Annotated in this window: 16 protein-coding genes; 5 read left to right on the forward strand and 11 right to left on the reverse strand. The window is 77.3% G+C overall.

What is annotated here, in order from left to right; translation table 11 throughout:
• Positions 1-280 precede the first annotated feature (280 nt).
• Together VSR01_RS03745 and VSR01_RS03750 are read left to right on the forward strand one after the other, a co-directional pair.
• On the forward strand, positions 281-1,489 hold the full coding sequence (locus VSR01_RS03745; protein ID WP_326447859.1) for a helix-turn-helix transcriptional regulator: 1,209 nt from the start codon (positions 281-283) through the stop codon (positions 1,487-1,489).
• 107 nt (positions 1,490-1,596) lie between these two features.
• On the forward strand, positions 1,597-4,353 hold the full coding sequence (locus VSR01_RS03750) for a helix-turn-helix transcriptional regulator (protein ID WP_326447860.1): 2,757 nt from the start codon (positions 1,597-1,599) through the stop codon (positions 4,351-4,353).
• 56 nt (positions 4,354-4,409) lie between these two features.
• Here the strand turns inward: VSR01_RS03750 and VSR01_RS03755 are convergent, their stop codons facing one another.
• The 10 genes from VSR01_RS03755 to VSR01_RS03800 all read right to left on the reverse strand — a co-directional run bounded on the left by VSR01_RS03755 (position 4,410) and on the right by VSR01_RS03800 (position 15,853).
• Positions 4,410-6,122, reverse strand: a complete 1,713-nt coding sequence (locus VSR01_RS03755) for an ABC transporter ATP-binding protein (RefSeq protein WP_326447861.1) — start codon at positions 6,120-6,122, stop codon at positions 4,410-4,412.
• Between the two features lie 48 nt (positions 6,123-6,170).
• Entirely contained in the window at positions 6,171-8,009 is a 1,839-nt protein-coding gene (locus VSR01_RS03760; protein ID WP_326447862.1) for an ABC transporter ATP-binding protein, read from the reverse strand.
• 152 nt (positions 8,010-8,161) lie between these two features.
• On the reverse strand, positions 8,162-8,305 hold the full coding sequence (locus tag VSR01_RS03765) for an ALQxL family class IV lanthipeptide (protein WP_326447863.1): 144 nt from the start codon (positions 8,303-8,305) through the stop codon (positions 8,162-8,164).
• Positions 8,306-8,397: 92 nt separating this feature from the next.
• Complete coding sequence (locus VSR01_RS03770; RefSeq protein ID WP_326447864.1) at positions 8,398-8,520, reverse strand: ALQxL family class IV lanthipeptide; 123 nt, start codon at positions 8,518-8,520, stop codon at positions 8,398-8,400.
• Between the two features lie 11 nt (positions 8,521-8,531).
• The gene (locus VSR01_RS03775) at positions 8,532-8,651 is read right to left on the reverse strand and encodes an ALQxL family class IV lanthipeptide (protein WP_326447865.1); all 120 of its coding nucleotides are present in this window, start codon (positions 8,649-8,651) and stop codon (positions 8,532-8,534) included.
• Between the two features lie 89 nt (positions 8,652-8,740).
• Positions 8,741-8,869 carry an ALQxL family class IV lanthipeptide gene (locus VSR01_RS03780; protein ID WP_326447866.1) on the reverse strand — a complete coding sequence of 43 codons (129 nt, stop codon included), beginning with the start codon at positions 8,867-8,869 and terminating at the stop codon, positions 8,741-8,743.
• A 69-nt stretch (positions 8,870-8,938) separates the two neighbouring features.
• Positions 8,939-9,676: a lanthionine synthetase LanC family protein gene (locus VSR01_RS03785; protein ID WP_326453482.1), complete on the reverse strand. Its 738-nt coding sequence runs from the start codon at positions 9,674-9,676 to the stop codon at positions 8,939-8,941.
• Entirely contained in the window at positions 9,583-11,811 is a 2,229-nt protein-coding gene (gene lanL / locus VSR01_RS03790; protein WP_326447867.1) for a class IV lanthionine synthetase LanL, read from the reverse strand. Before lanL ends, VSR01_RS03785 begins: the two co-directional genes overlap by 94 nt.
• Before the next feature lie 259 nt (positions 11,812-12,070).
• The gene (locus VSR01_RS03795; RefSeq protein ID WP_326447868.1) at positions 12,071-12,256 is read right to left on the reverse strand and encodes a hypothetical protein; all 186 of its coding nucleotides are present in this window, start codon (positions 12,254-12,256) and stop codon (positions 12,071-12,073) included.
• Positions 12,257-12,379: 123 nt separating this feature from the next.
• Positions 12,380-15,853 (reverse strand): type 2 lanthipeptide synthetase LanM family protein, encoded by a 3,474-nt coding sequence (locus VSR01_RS03800; RefSeq protein WP_326447869.1) that lies wholly within the window; start codon positions 15,851-15,853, stop codon positions 12,380-12,382.
• Positions 15,854-16,820: 967 nt separating this feature from the next.
• On the opposite strand from VSR01_RS03800, the gene VSR01_RS03805 reads away from it, so the two are divergent.
• The 3 genes from VSR01_RS03805 to lanKC all read left to right on the forward strand — a co-directional run bounded on the left by VSR01_RS03805 (position 16,821) and on the right by lanKC (position 22,301).
• Positions 16,821-17,390: a class III lanthionine synthetase LanKC N-terminal domain-containing protein gene (locus VSR01_RS03805; RefSeq protein ID WP_326447870.1), complete on the forward strand. Its 570-nt coding sequence runs from the start codon at positions 16,821-16,823 to the stop codon at positions 17,388-17,390.
• The gene (locus tag VSR01_RS03810) at positions 17,390-19,417 is read left to right on the forward strand and encodes a protein kinase/lanthionine synthetase C family protein (protein WP_326447871.1); all 2,028 of its coding nucleotides are present in this window, start codon (positions 17,390-17,392) and stop codon (positions 19,415-19,417) included. The genes VSR01_RS03805 and VSR01_RS03810 overlap by 1 nt, the downstream gene beginning before the upstream one ends.
• Before the next feature lie 244 nt (positions 19,418-19,661).
• Complete coding sequence (lanKC, locus tag VSR01_RS03815; protein ID WP_326447872.1) at positions 19,662-22,301, forward strand: class III lanthionine synthetase LanKC; 2,640 nt, start codon at positions 19,662-19,664, stop codon at positions 22,299-22,301.
• A 105-nt stretch (positions 22,302-22,406) separates the two neighbouring features.
• On the opposite strand, the gene VSR01_RS03820 is transcribed toward lanKC, so the two are convergent.
• Entirely contained in the window at positions 22,407-23,330 is a 924-nt protein-coding gene (locus VSR01_RS03820) for a hypothetical protein (protein WP_326447873.1), read from the reverse strand.
• Positions 23,331-23,487 lie beyond the last annotated feature (157 nt).

A 23,487-nucleotide genomic window follows, 5' to 3' on the forward strand; every position in this document is an offset into this window, starting at 1 on the left:
GGCGGTCCCCATAGGAAGCCGGCACGGCGCGGACGATGCTCGGTCCCGTCACGCCGACCGCCCCTCGGCAGGACGTCGGCAGAACGTCGGCAGAACGTCGGCAGAACGACGGCCCCGGCACGGCGGGGCGTCGGTCCCGGGGGTTCCCGGGACCGCTCGGAAGAGGACCGCCGGACGGGACGACCGCCCGGAAGAGGACCGCCGGACGGGGACGACCGCCCGGAAGAGGACCGCCGGACGGGGACGACCGCCCAGCACACGAACTCCGTGGAGGCACGCCATGAGCGACGACCGGACCGCGCAGCGGCCGGCGCAGGGCTCCGACACCGCAGGAGAGTCCGCCGCGAGATCGCCCGCCGCCCGCGCGGCCGGCCGCCGGCTCGCCCGGCGACGACGGCACCGGACCGTGCTGGCCTGCCGCCGTGCACACCGGTCCACCGTCGCGCAGGCGAGGGACCGGGCACGGGCGCGGGCGGCGCTGCCGCTCGGCGGCCCCGGGCCGGCACGCGGGTCCGACGCGGCGCGCCCGGGGGCCGCCGTCGCCGAGGCCGACGCCCTCGCGGCGGTGATCGACGCCCCGCACGGGCAGTTGATGCCGGCGATGGACGCCTTGTTCCTCGGCCGTCTCGCCGGGGCGGACGCGCCGGCCGCCGCCTCACCGCGCTTCGACGCCTGGTACGGGGACCGCGAGGACGGGGTGCCGGTCGTGGCGGGAGGCGGCCCCGCGGTCGGCGCGTCGGCGCACGGCGAGGGCGGCGCGGCGCGCGGACGCCCGCACCGGCCGCGGCCCCGCGGCGGCGACCGCGGCACGAGCGCCGGGCGCTCCGCCGCGCACCAGTGGAGCGTGCCCTACGGTCTGGCCCTGCTGCTCGGCTGCCTGGACGCGGCGGCAGGCCGGGCGGAGCACACGGCGCTCGCCGCGCGCCCGGCGGGCCAGCTGCCGTGGAACGCCCACTTCGCGCACCTCGCCGCCGCGGTGCTGGCGGGCCGTGAGGGTGACTGCGACGCCGCCGAGGAGGAGCTGCGACGGGCGGTCGCGGTCGCCGCGAGCTGTCCGCCGGTCCGGCACCTCGGACTGGGACTGGTCGCCCGCACCGCCGCGCGCGACGGCTGGGGCGAGCCGATCCGCTGGCTCCAGGAGGCCGAACGCTTCTACTCGGAGCACGCGCTCCACCCCGCCGCCCGCCACTGCCGCGACCAGTTGCGCGCGCTCGACGACCGCACGCGCACGCGGCAGCGCCGGCCCGGCAGCGGCGACGTGCCGGAACACCTGTGGTCCCTCGGCGTGACCGTGCGCGAGTTCGACGTGCTCACCCGGCTCGGCCGCCGCCGCACCAACCGCGAGATCGCGGCCGAACTCCACCTGTCCCACCGCACCGTCGAGCGGCACGTGGCCAACCTGCTGGAGAAGACGCACGCCTCCAACCGCCGCGAACTGGCCGCGCTGCTCGTCCCCGAGCGCAAGGAGCCGGCCGGCGCGCAGGGATGAGCCGTCGGCGGCGCACCGCGACGCCCCCGGCGTCCGCGGGCCGTTCGCGCGGCCGCGGCCCCGCGCCGGATGAACAGGCCGCACACGGAGAGGACCCCGCAACCGCGATGTACCCCACGGAACCCCATTCCCCCGTCACCGTCGCGGAGTTGGTCGCCGCCTGCCGCGCCGGCGCGTCGCTGCTCGTGGAGATCGTCGGGGAACCCGGCAGCGGGCGCAGCCGGCTGCTCGGCGCGCTCGCCGACGACGCGCGGCGCGGCGGACTGCACGTGGTCCACGGCCTGCGGGCGGCGCCGCCCGGAGGCCGTGGCGTGGTGCGATGTCTCGACGACCTGGACCGGGCCGGACCCGAGACGGCGGGACCGCTCCGGCGGCTGCTGGCCGGGCCCCCGTCGGCGCCGACCGTGGTCGCATACGCGAGGGCCGCGGGCCCGGCGCCCCAGGACCTGGTGTGGTGTCTCGACGCCGCCGGCGCCGCCTACCGCCGGAACCGGATATCGCTCGGGCCGCTGACCCGCGAGGAGTTCGCCGCCCGGCTGCCGCCCGGCACCGACCCGGTGCGCGAGGCCCTGCTGTACGAGGTGAGCTGCGGCATGCCCGGCTGGCTGGACATGTTGTCCGCCCTGACGTCCGCCGAGTTGCGGGAGCTGGCGACCACCGACCACGCGCCGGGCGGTCTCCCGCTGCCCGCGGACGGCCCGCCGCTGCGCGAACTCGCCGGACTCGCCCCCGACCGGATCGAGGTGGCGCGCTGCGCGGCGGTGCTCGGCGATCCCTTCGCCCCCTCGCTGGTCGCCGCCGTCGCCGACCGGAGCACGGCGGCGGTCCTGACGGTGCTCGACGAGCTGGTGGCCCGCGGACTGGTCCGCGCGGTGGACGGCGCAACGCCGTTGTTCCGCTTCCGCCATCCGCTGCTGCGCACGCTGCTGTACGCGCGGACGCCGCCGGGACGGCGCATCGCCGCGCACACGCGGGCCGCGGCGGCGCTGGAGCGTGTCGGCGCGCCGCCGGCGCAGCGCGCACCGCACCTGGCGCGCTCCGCCGCGCCGGGCGACCGCGGGTCGGCCCGGCTGCTGGCCCGCGCGGCGCGGGACGTCCTGGACACGCGTCCGGCCGCCGCGGCGACGTGGTTGCGGGCGGCGCTGTACATCCTGCCCGACGACGCCCACGCCCCCGACGACGCCCCCGCCCACGCCCGCGACGTCGCCGACGTCGCCGATGGCACCCCCGGCTCCCCCGGCTCCGACGAGCGCTTCCGCATCGAGGCGCTGCTCTACCACGCGGCCGAACGCACCGGCCGGCACGCCGAGTGCAGGCGCCTGCTGCCCGGACTGCTGGAACGGGCGGTGCACCGGGCGCCGTCCGCGGCCGGCCGCGAGGACCTGCTCGACCGGGCCGTGCTCGTGGACCTGCACGCCCGGCTGGAATGCGGCCTCGGGCGGCACTCCTTCGCGCGGGCCCTGGTGGACGCCGAACTCGCGGCCCCCGCGCGGCCCACCGCCCGCGGCGTACGCCTGCTACTCCTGCGCAGGGCCGCGACGGCCGCGGCCCAGGGGGACGCGCCGACGGCGTGCGCCGACGCGGAACGGGCGCTTCGGCTCGCCGCCGGCGCCCCCGGCATGCTGGAGGTGGACGCCGCGGCCACGCTCGCCCTCGCCGGCCGCCGCGCCTCCTCGGCCGCTCCGCGCGGCGCCGGCGGGACGGAAGCGGCGGTCCGCACGGCCGACGCCCTGGGCGACGCCGAGTGGGCCGACCGGCTCGACGCCGTCGCCCGCCTCGGCCGCGCCCTCGACCTCGCGGAGCGGTACGGCGACGCGCTGCCCCTGTTCACCCGTGCGCTGGGCGTCGCCCGCCGCACCGGGCGCGTCGCGGCCGTGCCGACGCTGCTGCTCGGCCGCGGCCACGCCCGCGCCGCGCTCGGCGACCTGTCCGCCGCCCTGCGCGACGCCCGCGAGGCCGAGGAGACCGCGTCCCTGCTGGGCGACGCGGAAGGCGTCGGCTGGGCCCAACTGTCGCGGGCCCGCGCCGCCTTGTGGTGCGACGGGCCGGACGAGGCGGCCGACCTCGCCGCGCGGGTCCTGCGGCGGCACCCCGCTCCCGGCGCGCCGGCGGCGACGGCCGCCGGCGTGCTCGGACTGGCCCGGCTGGCCCAGGGCCGCCCGGAGGAGGCCCTTGAGCTGATTCTGCGCGCCGCCCGTGACGCGGACCGCGCGGCGCCGTGCGGCGCGGGGGCGCTGTGGTGGTCGGCCGCGGCCGACGCGGCGTGCCGGACGGGCGCCGCCGCGGCCGCCGGCGAGTACGCCGCCCTGGCCGCCGACCGCGCGGACGCCGAGGGCACGGCGGAGGCGCGGGCCGAGGCGCTGTGCGCGCGGGCCGGGCTCGCGCCGGACGGCGCCGCCCTGCCGATGCTGACCGCCGCGGTGGAGCTGTCGGCCGCGGCCGGTCTGGCGGTCCTGGAGTGCCGGGTGCGCCTGGAACTGGCCCGGCGGCTGGTCGCGTCGGGCCGGCTGGAGGAGGCGGCGGCCGAGGCGGGCCGGGTGAAGGAAGAGGCCGACCGGATGGACGCGCGCGCACTGCGCACGGCCGCCGTCGACGCGCAGCGCAGGATCGGGGCCTGCCGGCCGCGCGGGACGTCCGCGCCGCGCGGCGCGGGCGCCTTCGCCGGGCAGGAGCTGTCGGTGCGGGAGGAGGAGATCCTCGGCATGGTCTGCCAGGGGTTGTCCAACCGGGAGGTGGCGGGCGCGCTGTTCGTCTCGGTGAAGACGGTCGAGGCGCACCTGACGAGGATCTTCCGCAAGACCGGCGCCCGTTCGCGGGCCGCCTTGGTGGCCGCCTTCGGCGCGGCCCGCACGGTCGGGGTGTGAGACGGCGTCCGGCCGGCCTGCTGCCGGGGCGGGGCGGGGCGGCCGGCCGGGCGTGCTCAGGGGACCGGGACGGGGAGAGGGGCGTTCCAGTGGCCGACCAGGGCGGCGTACCCCGGATGTCCGGCGAGCAGTTCGGCGTGGCTGCCGAACGCGTGGCCGTCCGCGTCGAGGATCAGCACCCGGTCGGCGCGGGCGGCGCTGCTCAGCCGGTGGGCGATCACGACGAGGGTGCCGGGACGGCGGGCGAACGCGGACTCCACCGCCGCCTCGGCGGCGGGGTCCAGGTGGCAGGTCGCCTCGTCGAGGATCACCAGCGAGGCCGCCGAGGTGTACACCCGGGCCAGCGCGATCAGTTGACGCTCCCCGCTGGACAACGCCGCTGCCGGGTCGACGAGTTCGGCGTCGTAGCCGCCGAGTCGCGCCGCCAGCGGGCCGAGGCCGACCGCCGCCGCGGCCCGGTCCAGCGCCTCGTCGTCCGCGTCCGGCGCCAGGTAGGCGACGTTCTCCCGCAGGGTGCCGGGGAAGACGTACGCCTCCTGCGGCACCAGGGCGACCGTGGCGGCCCGTTCGGCGTCGGTGAGTCCGGCGATGTCGCGTCCGCCGACGGCGATCCGGCCCGCGTCCGGCCGTCCGATCCCGGCCAGCAGACCGGCCAGCGTCGACTTGCCCACGCCGCTCGGTCCGACCAGGGCCAGATGGCCGCCCTCGGGAAGGGTGAAGGACACGTCGCGCAGGACGGGAGCGGCGTGCGGGCCGTGGGCGAAGGTGAGCCCGGACACGGCGAGTTCCGCGCCGGCCGGGTTCCCGGCGCCCCCGGCCGGCCGGTGCGGGGAGGCCGGACGCGGCTGGTCCGCCGGGCCGGCCGGGGCCGACGTCGCCGCCAGCCGCGCGGCCAGCACCCGCAGCTGGATGACGTAGCCGGCCGCCACCCCGGTCATCTGCTGGAGGGCCGGGATCAGATAGGCGGTGACGTAGCTGATAGCGCCGATCACGTCTCCGGGCGAGACCGCGCCCCGGCGCACCAGCGACGGTCCGGCGAGCAGCAGGCCGAGGACGGGGAGCTGCCCGCCGATCAGCAGCACCGGGACGCGGAGCGCGGTCGTCCACGCCACCGTGTTCGCCGCGCGGACCGAGGCGTCGGCGGCCCGGGCCACCTCCGCGAGCGCCTCGCGGCGGGCCCCGAGGGCGGCGACGTCGCGCGCCGCCTCGACCACCGTGCCGGTCGCGGCCGCCACCCGCTCCTCGGCGAGCAGGAAGGCCGCCCTGCGCCGGGCCAGGGCCCGTGCCGCGGGGACGAACGCCGCCACGGCCGCCAGCAGCGGCGCCGCCACCACGAGCGCCATCCGCGGGTCCAGGGACGCCAGGCCGATCAGCGCGGCCACGAGGTTGACGCCGAGCGGCAGCGCCGTGCGCAGCAGGGCGCCGAGCGTGCCGCGCACCGCGTCGACCTGGCTGCTCAGCCGGTTCACGCCCGCGGCGTCCGGGCCCGCTCCCGGCAGGCCCTCGTGCACCGCCCGCCGCAGCGCGCCGCGCACGACCCGCCGCACCAGTTCGTCGCGCATCGGCTCGACGATCGCGGACAGCGGGTCGAACACCGCGCGCTGGGCGGCGGCGCGGACGCCGTACAGGGCGGCGATCGCGGTCAGCCAGAGGAGGCCGACGGCCGGGCGTCCGGCCAGGAAGCCCCGGTCGAGGGCGGTGGCCAGCATGCGTCCCGAGGCCAGCGCCGGCGCCGCCTGGACGGCCGACCAGCCCAGCGCCCGGAGCACGGACCGGCGGAGCCGGCCGTCGCCTCCCGCAACAGCCGCAGCCCCGGGTCACGCCCCACGATGTCCCGCATCACGCCCCCTGCTCCTCTCGTCGTCCACGTCGCCGCCGGTCTCTCGGGCACCGGTGTCCCAGGCGTCGGTCTGCGCCGCGTCCGCGGCGAACACCGCCCGGTACGCCGGGTCGCGCCACAGTTCGGCGTGCGTCCCGCGGGCCCTGATCCGGCCCGCTTCGAGCCAGACCACCTGGTCGCAGCGCGCGGCCGTGGCCATTCGGTGGGCCACCACGATCCGGGTGCGTCCGGCCAGCGCGCCGGTGACCGCCGCGCTGACCTCGGACTCGGTGACGGTGTCCAGCCCCGAGGTGGCGTCGTCCAGCACGTAGACCCGGGCCGGGCGGGCCAGGGTGCGGGCCAGGCCGAGCCGCTGCCGTTCGCCGCCCGAGAGCGGCACCCGCTCCAGCGGCGTGTCGTAGCCGTCGGGCAGCCGCCGGACGAAGCCGTCCGCCGCGGCCGTGCGCGCCGCGGCGTGCACGGCGGCCGCCGGCAGCGCGGGCCGGCCGTAGCCGATGGCCTCGCGGACGGTGCCGCCGAGCAGGACGGGACGTTCGAAGGCGTAGGTGACCGCGTCGCGCAGCGGGTCCTCGGCCAGCTCCGCGACGGGCCGTCCGTCGAGCAGCACCTCCCCCTCGTCGGGGTCGGTGAGCCGCCCGGGGAGTCCGGCCAGCGCGCTCTTGCCCGAGGCGGTGCGGCCGACCAGCGCCACGCAGGCGCCGGCCGGGATGTCCAGGTCGATCCGGTCGAGCACCGCCGTCCCGGCCGCCGGACCGGCCGCACCGCTCCCGGCGGCCCGTACGGTGACGGACCGGAAGGACACCGCTCCCGCGCCGGGAGCGGCGGCCGCGGTCCCGTACCCGACGCCGGGATGCGCGAACGTCCCGGCGAGGCGGCTCGCGGCGGCGCGGGCCTGGGCGAGCATGAAGAACGCGTCGATCTGCTGCACGGCGGGGAAGGCGAGCTGGAGGTAGCCGGCCACCGCCACCAGTTCTCCCGGCGAGAGTCGGCCGTCGGCCACGCCGAGGCCCGCCAGGGCGAGCACCAGCGCCTCGGTCAGCGAGGTGAGCAGGCCGAACTGCCAGACGGTGCCCTTCTGCAGCCGCCACATCCCGTACCCGGCGGCGGACACGTCCCGCAGCGGGGCGAGCACCCGGGCCGCCTCGCGGTCCAGGGTACCCGCGGCCCGGATGGTCCGCGCGCCGGAGAGCGCGGAGAGCAGCCGGCCGGCGATCTGGGACTGGGCGGCCAGGTACGCGCCCTGGACCGCGGTCACGTTCCCCACGAAGCGGCGGGCGGTCAGCGCCGTCGTCGGGACGACCAGCAGGAAGGCCAGTGCGCAGCGCCAGTCCAGCCACCACAGGGCGGCCAGCGCCGCGGCCGAACCGGTCACCGTCACGCCCCAGTCCGCTATCGCGACGGGCAGCGCCCCGGCCTGCTGGGTGGCCTGCGTGACCTGCGTGACGGCCTCGCCGGCCGGCACCGGCGAACGGCCGCCCTGGTCCAGCAGGTGGCCCACGGTGCGCAGTTGCAGCCAGCGGGTCCCGTAGGCGGCGCAGGAGACGCCCAGCGGCGCCATCACCGCGTCGCAGACCGCGCTGCCGGCCATCGTGGCGCCCCAGGTCAGCGCGGGGCCAACGCCGTCCCTGCCGTGCAGCACCGCGTTCACCGCGGCGGCCAGCAGGGCCGGCAGGGCCAGCGCGGCGGCGGTGCGCACCACCATCAGGGCGACCAGCAGGGACAGCCGGCCGCCGGTGTGGCGGACGGCGCCGGCCAGCAGCCGGCCCGCGCCCGGTGGCCGCTCCCCGCTCCCCGCGCCCGGATCGTTCCGTGTCACCTCTCTCGTCCCTCCTTCCCTCGCCCCCGGGGATGCCCCCGGCGACGTCCCCGGGGATCTCCGCCGGGGATCTCCGCCGGGGATCTCCGCCGGGGACGTCCCCGGGGACGGGGAGGGACGCCGGCGGTGTTCCGGCGCCCCTCCCCCGCCGCCTAGTTGGAGACCGTGCAGGTGGGGCCGCCGCAGGTGCTGCCGGTGCCGCAGGTGGGTCCCCCGCAGGTTTCCGTGGTGTTCAGCAGCGACGAGCTCTCCCAGTCGGCCGGCAGTGCTTGCAGGGCGTCCAGGTCGTGTTCCATCGCGTTCCTCCTCTCGTGGGGTCTCGTGGGGTCTCGTGGGGTCTCGTGAAGTGTTCGGGGTCGTCAGACGGTGGTGCGGGTCCCGGAGGCCGTCAGCCGGTGACCAGACAGGTGTCCGCGCACGTCTTGTTGGAGCAGGTCCAGGTGCAGATCTGCATCTCGGTGGTCTCCTGGCCGCCGGGCAGCGTCTGGAGCGCGTCGAGGTCGAGTTCCACGGTTCCTCCGGCTATTCGGTGAGCGTGCAGGTGGCGGGGCAGGAGTACGTGCTGCAGGTCCAGGTGCACTCCATCTCGGTGGTGTCCTCACCACCGGGGAGCAGCTCCAGCGCGTCGAGGTCGGCGTTCACGGCGTCCTCCTCTCTCGTGTCGTCTCGTGTCGTCTCGTGTCGCCTTCCGGTGCGTTCCGGCCGGCGCCGGAACGTCCGGGCGGGTGTGGTCAGTTGGTGGAGGTGCAGGTCTCACCGCCGCAGGTGTGGCCGAGGCCGCAGGTGACGGTGCAGGCCAACTGCGTCGTGGGCTCCTGCTCAGCCGGCAGGGCCTGCAGGGCGTCGAGGTCGATGTCCACGGGTTCCTCCTCTCGGTGTGGTGCCGGGTGGGCGGCCGCGCGGGGGCGCGGCCGGGTTTCCCTCCGCGGTCAGGGGCGGTCCGCCATCCAGGGGCGGGGGCCGCCGTGGTCGAGCCGCAGGAGGAAGCTGATGACGCCGGCGGTTCCGGTCTGGTAGCCGGCCGTGAAGGCGGCGGCGCTCTCGTCCGGGACGAGGCGCAGGCCGCCCACCACCGCGTGGCGCGAGTAGAGCACGGTGGCGAGATCCTCGGCCCAGGCGCGGTAAGCGCCGTCGGGCTGGGCCGCGGCGAGGTCGAGCAGGAACTCGCCGTCCCCGGCGAGGCCGTGGCACACGGCCGTCGGGGAGGTCCAGGCCGCCGCGCGGACGGCCTGGGCTGCCTCCCGCGCGAGTCTGAGGTGCCGTTCGTCCCCGGTGGCCTGCCACAGCCGCAGCAGGAAGGTGCCGACGCCGGAGGAGCCGCTGCACCAGTGGTAGATCAGCCCGCTGCCGGGCTTCTCGTCCACGTCGGAGCGCCACCGCGCGCCGACCGGTCCGCGCTCGGCCTCCGCCGCCAGGGTCTGCCCGGCCGTGACCGCCAGCTCCAGGGCGGAGCGCTGTCCGGTCGCGTCCGCCGCGGCCAGCAGGAACGCGCCGATGCCGGCGACACCGTGCGCGAATCCGAGGTGCCGGATGCCCGCCAGTTTGGAGTCGAAGTCCGGGGGGATCTGCCAGATCACCCGGTCTGCGGTGCGGTCGGCCGCGGCGGCGAGCGCGTCGGCGCACTCGGCGACCCGCTCCAGGAACTCGGCCGGCCGGTCGCCCGCCAGAACGTCAGCTGCGCGAGTCCGGAGCCGGCCGCGCCGTGGCAGATGTCCGGGTTGGGCCACACCACCGGGAGCGAGAGCGCCAGCTCCACGGCGTGGTCGGCGAGCGTGTCGTCGCCCAGGTGCCGGGCGGCGTCGTACAGCGCCCAGGCGGTGCCGGAGCGGCCGAAGTACAGGCCGGGCAGGAGCTGTGGGGCCTGCGTGCGGCGCCGGTCGATCCAGGAGGCGACGCGCCGTACGGCGTCCCGCAGGTCGGGGCGTTCCAGCGTCCGGTCCGCGCGGACCAGCAGCCCCAGCACGCCGGCCGCGCCGTACTGGACGTTGAGCGGGTCGGTGGAGTCGCCGAAGGCGCTGCCGGACCACAGGCGCGAGGCGGGGCCCTCGGGGTCGGCCATGTCGCGCAGCAGGTGGGCCAAGCCGTCGTCGACCAGTCCGGCCCGCAGTTCGGGCCCGGCGGTCGGGCGGTCCCGGCGGTCGCCGGAGCGCCGGACGGGGACGGGGGCGGGTTCGGCGACGGCCGCCGGCCCCGGCCGGGCGTCCTGTCCGCCGTCCGCCGCAGCCGTGCCCGCCGCCTCGACCCCGGCTTCGGCCTCGACCCCGGCTTCGGGTCCGGCCTCGGCCTCGGGTCCGGCCTCGGCCTCCGCCGCGGCTTCCGCGTCCGCATGCGCTGCCGCCTCCGCCGCCGCGTCGGCGAGGAATCCGGCCAGGCGCTCCAACGTCCAGCGGTCCTCCGGGCGTTCGGCCATCAGGCCGAGGATCGCCGGGGCGAGCAGCCGGGCCGCCGGACGCTCGTCGCCGACCAGCGACAGCACGCGGGCGATGCGCTCCCCCGCCGTGCGCTCCCCCGCCGTGCGGTCCGTCGGCCCGTGGGCCGGCCGCGCGGAGCCGGGGGCGTACGGACCGCCCGGGGCGAAGGACGGCGGGATGCCGGTGGCCAGGAAGTACAGCACTCCGCCGAGGGCGTAGCGGTCGACCTCGGTCCCGTACGCGGGCCCGACCCGCGGCTCCGCGGTCTGCTCGGGCGCGCCGAACCCGGGGGTGTGGGCGCGCAGGATGCGGGTGCCGGGGGTGGTGGCCCACTCGGCGTCGATCAGCACCAGCCGGTCCTCGGGCGTGACCATGATGTTGTTCGGCGTGAAGTCCTGGTAGACGACGCCGCGCCGGTGCACCGCGTCGAGGAGCTCGCCGAGTTTGCGTGCGAGCGCCAGCACCTGGGGGACGGGCACGAAGCCGGGCTCCGCCCGCCGCTCGGTGACCCAGGAGGTGAGCGGCTGCCCCGGCACCAGGCTCTGCACCAGGAAGGCGTGGCCGTCCTCCTCGAAGGAGGCGACCAGCTCCGTGCACAGCCCGCTGAGCGCGGTGAGGTTGGCGGCTTCCCGCCGCAGGCAGGCCCGCGCGTCCTCGCCGGTCACGTTCACCGCCACGTGGGCGCGGGCCTGCTTGACGATGACCTCGGCGCCGGTGCGCTGGTCGAGCGCCCGGTACACCCCGCCGCGGGCCGAGTGCCGGATCGCCTCCCGCACCACGAACCGGCCGGCCAGCAGCACCGGCTTGGCGCCCTGGACGGTGGCCGGGCGCCCCGGCTCGCCGGGGAACGGCAGCGGCGCCCACGGCGGCGGGCTGAACCACGCCTTGCGGTGATCGTCCGTCAGCGTGCCGTCGGGGGCCCGCAGGCGCACCTCGAAGGAGCCGTCGTTGGTCAGCACGGGCACGCCGCTGAAGCCGCCGAACCGGTAGTGGACCAGGCTGCCCTTGCGGTAGGGGCGGTCGGACAGGATCGCCGGGCCGGGCAGCCCGGCGGTCGCGTCGTCCAGCCGGGCCGCCAGCTCCCGCAACTCGTCGTCGTCGCGCGGGTAGACCGTGACGATCTTGCCGCACTGGGCGCGGTCGTAGTTGCCGGAGGTCATCTCCTCGACGGTCTGCAGGTCCCGCGCCGTCTTGAAGGCGCAGCCGGCCCGGACCAGCACCGCCGCCGCGCGGTGCACGACCTCCGGCGCGGACAGCCGGGTCGCCGAGACGTGCAGCTTCCACCCCTGGACGCGGCGCTCGTGCTCCGGTGGCGTCGCCCGGCACCAGACGCCGTCCTCCTCGACCTGCCAGTCCTGCTCGTCCAGCGTGGTGAGCACGGAACGCACCACGTCTGCGAGAGAAAATGTGAGCAACAGACCCCACTCCCCACGTCCGGCTGCCAGAGCCGGAGACCCGGCCCGCGAACGGCTCCACACTGGCGCGGCCGACGGGGGCCGAGCATTGGGGGAATCCCTAGGCCCGCCCCGCGCTCCCCCGCGGGGTCCGCGAACGCCGTGTGGGCCGCACCCCCAGGGGTGCGGCCCACACGGACTCACTCGGACGTACGCCCCGGCCGGCCCGGCGCAGGGGTCGGGCCGGCCGGGGCGGTCAGTGGATGGAGCAGTCGGAGCACAGCGTGGTGTCGCAGCAGCTGAACGACCACTGCCAGCTGCCGCCGATCACCCCGCCCCGCGCGACGTCGTCGATGTCGTACGAGCTGACGGGGCTGGGGGCGGACGCTCCTTGGGGCGCGTAGCTCTTCCACGCGTGCACGACGCCGTTGTCCAGGTCCATGGGGCGACCCTTCCTTTCGTTTCTGTCTCGGTGTCGGATGTGGTGCCGCGACCGCGCCGGGGGTCCCCGGCGCGTGCGCGCTTGGCGGTCCGCGCGAGCCGGTGAAGGGCCCTGTGCGCGGACTCAGACGAGGGGCGGCGGTGCCAGCAGGAGGACCGGCGGCACCTGCCGGGGAGCGGCGATCCGGAGCAGGCCGTGGCCGATCCCGGCCAGACCGGTCATCAGCCCCGGCGTGACCACACCGCCCGGGGTGCCGCACACCGGCCCGTCCCGCTCGATCCCCGCCACCGCGGCGGACGCCTCCAGGGCCCAGGCGCGGCGGGCCCCCGGCTCGCCGAGGTCGGCGGCCGCGGCCGGCAGTTCGAGGTTCCCCAGCGCGCCGTGGCACAGGCTGTGCCCGCGGTGCCGGCCGAAGCGCGCGGTGCTGTCGAGCGCGCGCCGCAGGTCCGCGAGGTGTTCGGGCGGGGCGTCGGCCCCTGGCGTCCGTGCCTGGACGCGCAGGGCCGCGGCTCGGGCGAGGCCGACGCCGGGGGCTCCGTGGCACCAGGTGTGCTGGCTGCCCGGCGGCGTCCTGCGGTGGTCGGGCCAGTTGCCCGACCGGGCGTCGTACGCGCCGTGCTCGTACGCGAACGCGCCCAGTCCCGCGGCCCTGGCGCCGTCGTCGCCGGTCCTCGCGGCGTACGACAGCAGCGCCCAGCCCGCACCGGCCGCGCCGTGCGAGAAGCCGAGCAGCGGGACGTGCCCGGCGCCCGGCCACGCCAGCGCGGCGCCGGCCGGCACCGCGGCGGCGACCAGCGCCTCGGCGCTGCGCTCGGCCAGCCGCCGCGCCTGCGGGCCGTGGCCGGCCGACAGGGCCTCGGCGACCGCGAGGCAGCCGGCGGTGCCGCTGATGACGTCGTGGGCGGTGTCCGGCCCGATCCGTTCCGCGGCGCGTGCCAGCAGCGGTCCGACCAGTTCGGCGGCGGGCGCGTCGTCGAGCAGCGCCGCGCACCAGGCGAGCGCGTACGCGACGCCGCTCAGTCCGGTGAACGCCCCCGCGGCGGCCTCGGCGCCGGGCTCGCCGCCACGACCGCCGCCGAGCGCCTCCCGGGCGTGACCGACCACCGGCGCCAGGGCGCTGCGGGCGAGGGCGGCGTGGCGCGGTTCGCCGGTGACGTGTGCGAGTTGCGCCAGGAACAGGGCGATGCCCGCGTACCCGTTGTACAGGTCGACGCCCAGCGGCCGTACCGACCAGCGCGATTCCTGCCACAGATCGAGGCCGAGCCAGCCCAGGCGCTTGCCGTCGGTGTACGCCGACGCCTCCAGGCGGTCCGCGACGGCCCGCGCGGCGGCCAACGCCCGCCGGGCCAGGTCCTCCTGCCGCTCGTCCGGTGCGCCCGGCCCGGCCGGTGCGCCCGCTCCCGGACGCGCGGGGGCCGGGTCGGGCGGTGCCGGCTCGGCTCCGTCCGGGCGCGTGGCCAGGTGCGCCGAGACGATCCACCGCTGGTCGTCGAGGTCGCGTTCGCCCATGCCGGCGAGGGTGTGCGCGACGCGGGCCGCGCCGGACTCCGGCAGCAGGTCGGGGACGGTCGCCCCGCCGGACGCGCGCACGTCGCGGGAGCCGACGCGGGCGGTGAACAGCGGGACGTCGCCCGACCACAGGTCCGCCACCTCGTGCCGGACCAGCCGGGCGCGGGCCGGATCGTCCGCCGTCCTGGCCCACAGCACGCCGAACACCTGGTCCCGGTCGAGCGCGTCGCGCAGCAGGTCCGGGTGCGTGGTCTCGGCGAGCAGCGTCGCGTACTCGTGGGTGGGGCGCGCGATGACGCGCGTGACGTCGCGGTCGAAGCGGGTCACCGCCCCGTCGGCGGACAGCAGTTCCCGCCGCCCGGCGAGGATCGCGCGGTAGCCCTCGCGGTAGCCCTCCAGCAGCGGGGCGGCGTACCGCGCCGCGTCCAGGTCCGTGCCGTCGAGCCGGGGCCGGTTGCCGGAGCCGCGCAGCACCGGCCGGACCCGTTCCAGGCGCATCGTGTCGGTGCCCGCCGCGGTCCAGTCCGCGACGCGGTACGGCAGGGCCGCGTCCTTGTCGCCCCCCATGCCGCCCGCGTCGAACGCCTGCCCGTCGGCGCCGACGACAAAGGAGGGCAGCAGCCCGACCCGGCCCACCGACTCGCGGTAGGCCGTCGTGGCCGGGTCGCCGTCCAGCGTCGGGCTGCCGAAGGAGCGCGGCAGGTCGGCGCAGAAGAGCGTTTCGAGGTCGATCGGGACGGGCTGGTCGCCGGCCGCGATCAGGTTCTCGAAGTGGAAGTCGACGCCGCCGAGGGCGTGCAGGAGCGCGAGCAGCGCGCCCTGGCGGCGGAAGTAGCGGGTCGCCGCGGCGGCGTCCGCGCAGGGCGCGGAGTCGACGAACTCGACCCAGCCGTGCTCCCCGCGGTCCACGACGGTCAGCGTCCGCAGGGCCGAGGAGGCGGGCAGCCGCCGGTTGTACCAGTCGACGGCGTCGTTGAAACGCAGGTGCATGCCCAGCGGCCGGGGCTTGTAGACGGCGCGGGCGCCGGAGGCGAAGGCGACGACGCCCACGGACCGGCCGCCGGCGTGGGTGTCGCCCCTGCCCAGTTCGACGCGGGTGAGGGGGCCCGGGTCCGCGCCGGCGAACAGCCGCCCCGCCAGCTCCGGCCGGTCCTCGGCCAGCCGCCGCAGGAACTCCGCGTGGACCATGGCCACTTGCTCGGCCGTCGCCGCCATCAGGCGGGCCAGCACCGCGTACTCGTCGAGCAGCGCGGCGAACGGCCCGGGGCGCTCGAAGTGCCGGACGAAGCACCGGAAGCGGTCCTCCGGCGTGTCGCCCTCCAGCCGTCCGGTGACGCGCAGAACGTTCAGTTCGAGCACGAGCACCCGGGTGGCGAGGCGCACCAGCCGCCGGGTTGCCTCGGCGCGCACCGCGTTCCTGACCAGCGCGCGGTCGGCGGCGCCGTACGGGTCCGCCGCGTCGGCCACGGCGTCGTGGGGGTTGGCTGCGTCGTGGGCGTCCGCCGCGACGTCGGGGGTGGTGGAGTCCGCGGCGGCGCGGATCTCGCCGGCGTCGCGGATTTCGCCGGCGGCGCGGATCGTCCCGGCGTCCCCGTCCCCGGCGTGGTCCGCCCCGATCCTGCCGGCGGCGTCCCCCACGTCCGTCCCGCCCGTGATCGCGTCGAACCGGCGCAGGGCCTCGCGCACGAACGGTTCGACGACGCGGGCGAAGCCGCGCTGCCATCCGTCGTGCGGTTCCCGCGAACGGCCCTGGTCTGTGCCCCGGCCCTCCGACGCCGCGGGCGGGCCCACCACCGGACTCGCCGCCGGACCCGTCGCGACGGCGGTACGGCCGTCCGCACCGCCGTCCCGGGTCGCCGCCGTCCCCGCCGTCCTCGCGATCCGCTCGACGTCCCGGGCCCAGGCGGGCTTGGCCAGCCGCCGTGCGAGGCGTTCGGCCGGTTCGGCGAGCAGCGCCCTGAGCTGTTCCGGCGTGCCGCCGTACTCGGCCGCCTGGCGGTCCAGGGCGTCCGGCGCGAGGTCGGCGAAGGCGTCGCGCCAGCGGCGGAAGCGGATGTCGGCCACGGCCTCGGCGTCACCGACAGCCACGACCTCGGCGTCGCCGCCGGCCCGGTGCCTGCGTCACCGACAGCCCCGGTGCCGGCGTCACCCCCGCCGCCCGCGCCCGCGAAGCCGGCCTCCGCGTCCGGCCACCCGGCGGCGCGTTCGTCGAGGCGCATCCCGCGGACCCACCAGGCCCCGGTCAGGGCGGGCCGGCCGCGGCGCTCCCAGGGCATGGCGAGCGGCCGCGCGGCGTGGTGCTGGCTCGTCGACACTGTCATGGCCTTCCTCGTGGCGGTCGGGTGACCGCCCACCAGTCGACCGCGAACGCCGCCGCGCCGCATGCGCGTTCACCACTCATATTTCGCGCCGGGGCGCGGGCGCGAGTTCGGCGTCCCGGCCGCCGGTGGGCGGCCGTCGGCACCGTCCGCACCGGCGCGCGGGCCGAAGCCGCCCCGGCGGGACGGAACTTGGGTGATCACCACTCATGCCCGGGACGCGGACTGCTGACATCGTCTCTCCCGGTCACGCCGCTCCGGCTCGTGGCGGCGGCGCAACGACCCGCCCGCCGAGCCCGAGCGACCCACCGAACCCGACGTCGCCGATCCAGCCCGAACGCCCACCGAACCCGACGTCGCCGCTCGGGCCCGAACCCCCACCGAACACCCGCCCCGTCCACCGGAGGGACCGTCATGAGTTCCATGCCGCTCGCACGCCGGCCGCTCCCGGCCCGGCGGGTCCCGCTCCGCGCCCCGCTGAGCTGGACCGGGCACGGCGCCGCGTGCCCGGCGGGGGTGCCGGGCTACCCCGGCCGGCGGGCATCCCTGCCCGGCAGGCGCGTGCGCCGGGCGACGGAACCCGGCGCGGCCTGCGCCCGTGAGATCCTCCGCGCGGCCGACCGGGGTCCGCTCGGCCGGCCGGGCGCCCACCGGGACCGGTTCGGCGCCGACGCGACCGGCGGCGCGGAACCCCTCCCCGCGCCGAGCGGGATCGCCCGGCGGACGGGGGTCGCCGCGTGAGCATCGACGTCTTCACCCTCGCCGACCCCGACGTCTACCTGCCGCCGTCCGCCGTCCCGGACCGCGCCCCGCGTCTGCGGCCGGGCGCCGTGCCGCCGGACTGGAGCGATTCGCGCACCGGGTGGTGGACGCAGTGGGCGCCGGCGGGCGGACCGCGGTTCGCCGACAGCGACCTGCGCGTCCACGCCGACGCGTACCGGGAGCCGCTGCAGCCGGTGCTGGACGCGTTCGCCGCGGCCTGCTTCGCGCTCGGCGTGCCGTTCCGGCACGTCACGCACCCGGAGGCGCACCGCCGGCTGAACCACCCGCGCGGATCGCGGGCGCAGGCCGGCAGGTTCGCCGTGGCGGCTCCCGCCGACGCCGCCGCGTCGGACGCCCTGCTGCGGGCCCTGCGCGCCACGGCGCTCTTCGAGACCGAGTCCGCCCCGCCGACCGGGGAGCGCCGCGACGGGCCGTCGCCCGCGCACCTCGGGCGGAGCCTGTCCGTCCTCCGCGCGGGGCGCACGCCCGACCCATCGCGCGCCGCGATCAGCCCGGACGGCACGCCGTCCGGGAGGACTCGCTGATGGGCGGCCTCCCGCCCGCTCCGACACCGCCGCCCGGCTACGAGGTGCGGCGGCTCAAAGCGGCCGGTCCGTCCGGGTACGCGTTCACCGCGCGCGACGTGCTCAGCGGCGCCGACGTCTTCGTGAAGCAGGTGCTCGCGCCCGCAGGGCCCGCCGGCCACGGCTTCCCGTCGGTCGCGCGGCTGCACGAGGAGTGGCGGGTCCTGACCAGGCTGCACCGCGAGGCGCCCGGCCTGTGCCCGCGTCCGCTGGCCCTCGTCGAGGACGGCGCGTATCCGTATCTGCTGACCGAGTGCGTCCCGGGCGTGCCGCTGACCTCCTGGGCCGTCGCCCACAGTCCGCTGGCCGATCCGGCAGCCACCGCGGAGGACTGGGCGCGCTACCACCGGCGCGTCGCGGACCTGCTGGTCAGGCTCGAACGCGACCTGCGGCGGCTGTGGCTCCTGGGCTGCCCGGCGGACGCGGTCCAGGCGCGTGACGTCCTCGTCGACGGCGCCGACCGGATCCGGCTGACCGGGGGTCACCTCCCCGCGCACACCGCGGGCGCCGGCCCGTCGCGCCGGTCCGCTCCCGCCGCCGACCCGTCCGCGACGGCCGCGCGCCTGGGCCTGCTCCTGCTGACACCGCTGGCCCCGGTGGCCGAGCGCCACCCGGGCGCGTTGGCGCACATCCGGCGCGACCTCACCGCGCGGGCCCCGGTGCCCTCGGAGCTGTGGCGCCGCGTCACGCGCCCGGCGGGGCCGCCTGTCGACGGCGTGGCGGGCGACGCCTTCCCCGGCCCGGAACAGGTCGACCTCCCCGGCCCGGAACAGGTCGACGCCGACGAGCGCGGCGCCCTCGCCGAGCTGCGCGACCGGGTCGCGCGGGGCATCCTCGACGCGGCGGCCGACCGGCCCTGGGGCGTCTTCCCGACCGTTCCGCAGGGCTACGAGACCAACACGCTCGGCGTGGCCTACGGCACCGCCGGGGTCCTCCACGCCCTGCGCGCCGCGGGCGCGGACGTGCCGGAGTGGATCGTCAGGCGGCTGCGCGCGGACGCGCTGGCGCGGGCCGACGCGCTCGCGCCCGGGCTGTACTCGGGTCTCGCCGGCATCGCCTGGGTGCTGGCCGACCTCGGGTACCCCGAGGAGGCGTGCGAGCTGCTCGGCGCGGCCGACCGCCATCCGCTGACCCGCGAGTCGGCCACCCTCGCGTGGGGCGCGGCCGGGGTCGCCCTGGCGCACCTCGCCCTGTACGGCCACACCCGCGACGCCTCCCACCTCGACCGCGCCCGGGCGCTGACGGCGCTGCTCGAAAGCGGGGCGGCCCGGCTGCTCGGCCCGCACGACATGACCGGCCTGTGGTACGGGCGCACCGGTCTCGCGTACGCCCTCCAGCAGGTGGCGGCCGTCACCGGCGAGGACCGCCCGCTGCGCGACGGCCTGCGGCTGCTGCACGCCGAGCTGGACCGGGCGAGGGAGTCCGGCGGCGAACTCGTCTTCCCGGTCTCCGCGAAGGACCGCAGGGGCGTGTACTACCTGTACTGCGGCACCGCGGGCTTCCTCACCGCCGCCTCCCGCCAACTGGCCGCCGCCCCGGACGAGCGGCTCGCCCGCGCCGTCCCGAAGCTCGTCGCCAAGGCGTCCATGACGTACGTGGCGCACGCCGGGCTCTTCCAGGGGCTCGCGGGGCTGGGGTTCGCCCTGGCCGAGTGCGGGCGGCTGCTGGACGACGAGCGGGCGCGGGCGGCCTCGTGGCGGTCGGCGCGGACGCTGTTCGCCCACGCGCTGCCCAGTGGCCGCGCCGTCCGCTTCCTCGGCGACCTGCGGCTGCGGCACAGCTGCGAGCTGTGGAGCGGGGCGTCCGGCGTGCTGCTCTTCCTGTCGCACCTGCTGCGCCCGCGCCCCGACCCGCTCTTCAGCGTCGACGCGCTCGCCGGCCGCGCCGGCCCGGCGTCCCCGAAGTCGCCGGAGCCCGCAGCGTCCCCGGAGTCCCCGGCGCGCACCTCCCAGATGTCCGCCCGTCGCCCGACGGCGCGGCAGCCCTGAAGAACACGAGAGATGAGGAGATTCCCATGAGCGAGGTTCTGAACCTCCAGGAGATGGACGTCCCGGCCCCCGAGGAGCTGCAGGACGAGCAGGGCAGCTGGTTCATCTGCAGCGACGCCAGCTGGTTCCTCTGCGCCTGACAGGCGCCGCAGGGGCGGCCCGTTCCGCTGTCGCGGTGCGGGCCGCCCCGGCCGTCCGCAGGTGGACCGCCGCCTGCCCCCCGCCCGGACGACGCGAGGCAGCAATGATCGAACAGACATACGCGATGGCCGACCCCGACTACTACGCGCCCGTCGAGACCCTCGCGGACCGCGGCCGGGTGTACGCCCCGTCGAAGGTCCCGCCCGGCTGGCACAGCGCCGACCGCCACCTGTGGCGCTCCTGGGGGCGCCAGAACGCGACGCTCCCGGACCAGGGCTGGAAGGTGCACGTCTCGGCCCGCGCCGAGCGGATCCCCGCCGTCCTCGACGTGGTCGCCGAGGAGTGCTTCGGCCGCGACATCGCCTTCAAGCACGTCGTGGCCGAGCGGTTCGTCCTGCTGCTCCAGCACAAGCACGCCTCCCGGACGCAGAGCGGCAAGCTCATCGTGGCCTACCCGCCCGACGAACGCGCCGCCGGAGCGCTCATGAGCGCCCTGGCCGCCCGACTGGAGTCCGAGCAGGGGCAGTTCATCCTCACCGACCGCCGCTACGGCGACTCGCGGGTGGTCCACTACCGCTACGGCTCCTTCACCCCCCGCCGCCGCCTGCTGCCGGACGGCACCGGCACACCGGTGCTGCGCGACGGCCGCGGGCGGCTCGTGGCCGACCGCCGCGAGCCGCGCTTCCACCTGCCCGAGGGGATCACCGACCCGTTCGCGGCCGGCGCCGCGCCCGCGGCGCCCGGCACCTCCTTCCACGGCTTCGCCTTCGAGCGGGCCCTGCGCCACAGCAACGGCGGCGGCGCCTACGCGGCACGGGAGATCGCCACCGGGCGGAAGGTCTTCGTCAAGGAGGCCCGCGACCACACCGGGCTCTCCTGGGACGGCCTGACCGCCGTCGAGCGCGCCCGGCGCGAGTGGGAGATCCTGCGGACCCTGCACCGCGCGCACCCCGGGATCTGCCCCGAGCCGATCGCCTACTTCCGGGAGTGGGAACACGAGTTCCTGGTCACCGAGTTCGTCGAAGGCGTCACGCTCACCTCGTGGGTCGCCGCCCACAGTCCGGTGACCCGGGTGGAGGCCGGGCCGCTGGAGTGCGAGCGGTACACGGCCGACTGCGAGGCGATCATCGCCTCGCTGGAGGGCCAGCTGCGGTCCTTGCACGCGTCCGGCTACCTCTTCGGCGACGTCAGCCCAGGCAACGTCCTGGTCGGCGAGGGCGCCCGGCCCCGGCTGGTGGACTTCGAGGCGGCCCGCGGCCTGCACGAGCGGGCCGTCTCCGTGGCCACCGACGGTTACGCGCCGTCCGCCGGCCTGGTCGGGGACGACCCGACGGTCCATGACCTGTACGGGGTCTCGGCGCTCGTCCGGCTGATGCTCGGCCCGACGTTCGCCGTCGCCGACCGCTGCCCCCACTCGCTGGACCATCTGCGGGCCGACCTTCAGGACCGGATGGCGGTGCCCGCCGCGCTGTGGGAGCGGGCCGTCCGCTACCACCCGGCCGACGGGCCGGCGCCGCTCCCCGGCCCCGGCGAGGTGGCGGCCGACCCGGAGCGCCATGTCCGCGGGCTGCGCGACGAGGTGGCGCGGGCGCTGACCGCGATGGCCGACCCGGAGCGCGCGGACACGCTGTTCCCCACCGTCCCCGACGGCTACGCCAGCAACACCGTCTGCGTCGCCTACGGTTCCGCGGGCGTCCTGCACGCGCTGCGGCACGGCGGCGTCGCCGTGGACGAGCGGGTCGTCGCGCGTTTTCGCCGCGACGCGCTGGCCGCGGCGGAGAGCCGGCCGCCAGGGCTGCACGTGGGACTGGCCGGCATCGCCTGGGTGCTGGCCGACCACGGCCGGCTCGACGAGGCGCGCGACCTGCTCGCCGCCGCGACCGCGCACCCGCTGACCGCCGGGCGGGCGGGCTTCGGCGAGGGCGCCGCCGGGGTGGCCATGACCCATCTGTCGCTCTTCGGCCACACCGGCGACGAGCGGCACGTCGAGACCGCGGAGCGGCTGCTGTCGGCGCTGCCGGAGGACGACGCGGAGCTGGCGGCGCTGCTCGACCGCGACGACCCGACCGGCTGGCTGCACGGCCGGTGCGGCATCGCGTGGGCGCTGCTGCCGCTGGCCGCGGTCACCGGGGACGCCCGCCACCTGCGGCGCGGGGTGCGGCTGTTGCACCGGGAGCTCGACCGGGCGACGCCGGGGGCGTCGGGGTCGCCGCACTTCCCGGCGTCGGCGAAGGACCGCAGGTCGATGCCGTACCTGTTCTGCGGCACCGCGGGGATGCTGCGCACCGTCGCCCGGTACACGCGGGCGTGCGGGGACGAGCGCCTGGCGTCCGTCGAGGGCGACCTGCTGCCGCGGCTGCGCACCACGTACACCGTCATGCCGGGCCTCTACCAGGGCCTGGCCGGACTCGGCTTCGCGCTCGCCGACCACGCGGGCGTCAGCGGCGACCAGGCGTCCGCCCGCTCCGCGCTGCGCACGGCCAGGGCCCTGTTCAAGTACGCGGTCCCCGGCGACACCGGGGTCAGGTTCCACGGCGAGCGGCTCAAGCGCTTCAGCGCGGACCTGTGGAGCGGCGGGGCGGGGATTCTGCTCTTCCTCGACCAGGTCCTCGACGCGGGCGACGACCGGCTGTTCAGCCTGGACCGGCTGAGCGCGCGCCTCGGCGCGAGCGTGGGCGTGGGCGTGGGCGCGGGCGCGAACACGGGCGCGGCGCGCGGCCCCGGCCGCGCGAGGATCGGCTGACGCGACGTCCGGGGAGTCCGCCGCCGCGACGTCCGGGGAGTCCGGGGTGCGCGCCGGCGGCGCACCCCGGTCTTGGCGACGACCGCCGCCGAGTTCCGCGTCGGCCTATCCGGTGGCCTTCGCCGCGTTCCGGAGCGCGGCCTGAAGCTGCTGCCTCACCTTGGTCAGCGCGGGCTGGTGCTGCTGAATCTCCTTGCGTTGCAGCGCCGCGTCCGCCTGGTACCACACCCGCACGAGCCCCGTCGTCGCCTTGCACGACACGTCCGCCACCGCCTGAGCGATCTCAGGGCCCGAGGGGGTGTCGCCGCCGATGCGATCGCCGGCGACCAGCGGATTGGCGATCGTGTAGCCGTTCTTCTTCATGCATGCCGACCAGGCGCCGATGGCGGCTCGCACCCGCGGCTGGGTCTGGGACATGTCGAGGCTGTCCTTGTTGAGCCGCTCGACGAGGGTCTGGTCGACGTTCTCCCCGGACTTTCTCGCAGCCTCTCCGAGACAGCCCCCCTGGGGAATGTCCTTGCCCCGGTAGTTCAGCCGCGCACCGGACTTCGCGGGCCCGGCGTCGGCTCTTCCGGTCAGGACCATGTACTCGGCGCGCGTGAACCTGGACGGCGCGGGCGGCTGCCCCGGGGGGTGCGCCAGGTGGTAGCCGTATGTACCGGCCTGCGCGGGGTCCATGATTCCGTAGCGACGCACCATGTTGGCGGCATCGACGCTCGGCGGCGGGTTCCTCCCGGCGGGCGTCGGCACATAGTGGAACCCGTATCGGGCCATGCACTCCGCCGTCATGCGGTGGCTCACGTTGTCGAGCGTCACCTCCTCCGGGTACGTCACCATGTACTCCTCCAGCGGCAGCACCAATCCCTTCGCCAGGCCCGCATCGGGTACCGCGGCCGGCCAGTTCTGCTGCGCGGCCGCGCCGCCGGGGCCGCGCGACACCGCGACAGCAGGCCTGTTCTCACGACCGGCTTCCCGCGGACCCGGCGAGCCGCACGCACTCGCGACCGCGACGACGGACAGCACGATCACCGCGCCTGTCATCGCCCGTCGACCGGGCCGACGTGGAGCACCGACGTTCATCGCCATCCCTGTTCTTCCCCCGTGATCATCGCAACGGCAGTCCGCCTGATCCGGATCACCGGTCCTCGGGCAGGTGTGAGCGGCTGCGTTTCGTCGGCCCATGGCA

Source organism: Actinacidiphila sp. DG2A-62 (assembly GCF_035825295.1).
GTDB lineage: Bacteria > Actinomycetota > Actinomycetes > Streptomycetales > Streptomycetaceae > Actinacidiphila.

What these genes read in the sequence shown, in the direction of transcription:
- VSR01_RS03795 (WP_326447868.1), bottom strand. Translation starts at nt 12,256, where the DNA reads ATGGACCTGGACAACGGCGTCGTGCACGCGTGGAAGAGCTACGCGCCC.
- lanKC (WP_326447872.1), top strand. Translation starts at nt 19,662, where the DNA reads ATGATCGAACAGACATACGCGATGGCCGACCCCGACTACTACGCGCCC.
- VSR01_RS03765 (WP_326447863.1), bottom strand. Translation starts at nt 8,305, where the DNA reads ATGGAACACGACCTGGACGCCCTGCAAGCACTGCCGGCCGACTGGGAG.
- VSR01_RS03745 (WP_326447859.1), top strand. Translation starts at nt 281, where the DNA reads ATGAGCGACGACCGGACCGCGCAGCGGCCGGCGCAGGGCTCCGACACC.
- VSR01_RS03810 (WP_326447871.1), top strand. Translation starts at nt 17,390, where the DNA reads ATGGGCGGCCTCCCGCCCGCTCCGACACCGCCGCCCGGCTACGAGGTG.
- VSR01_RS03750 (WP_326447860.1), top strand. Translation starts at nt 1,597, where the DNA reads ATGTACCCCACGGAACCCCATTCCCCCGTCACCGTCGCGGAGTTGGTC.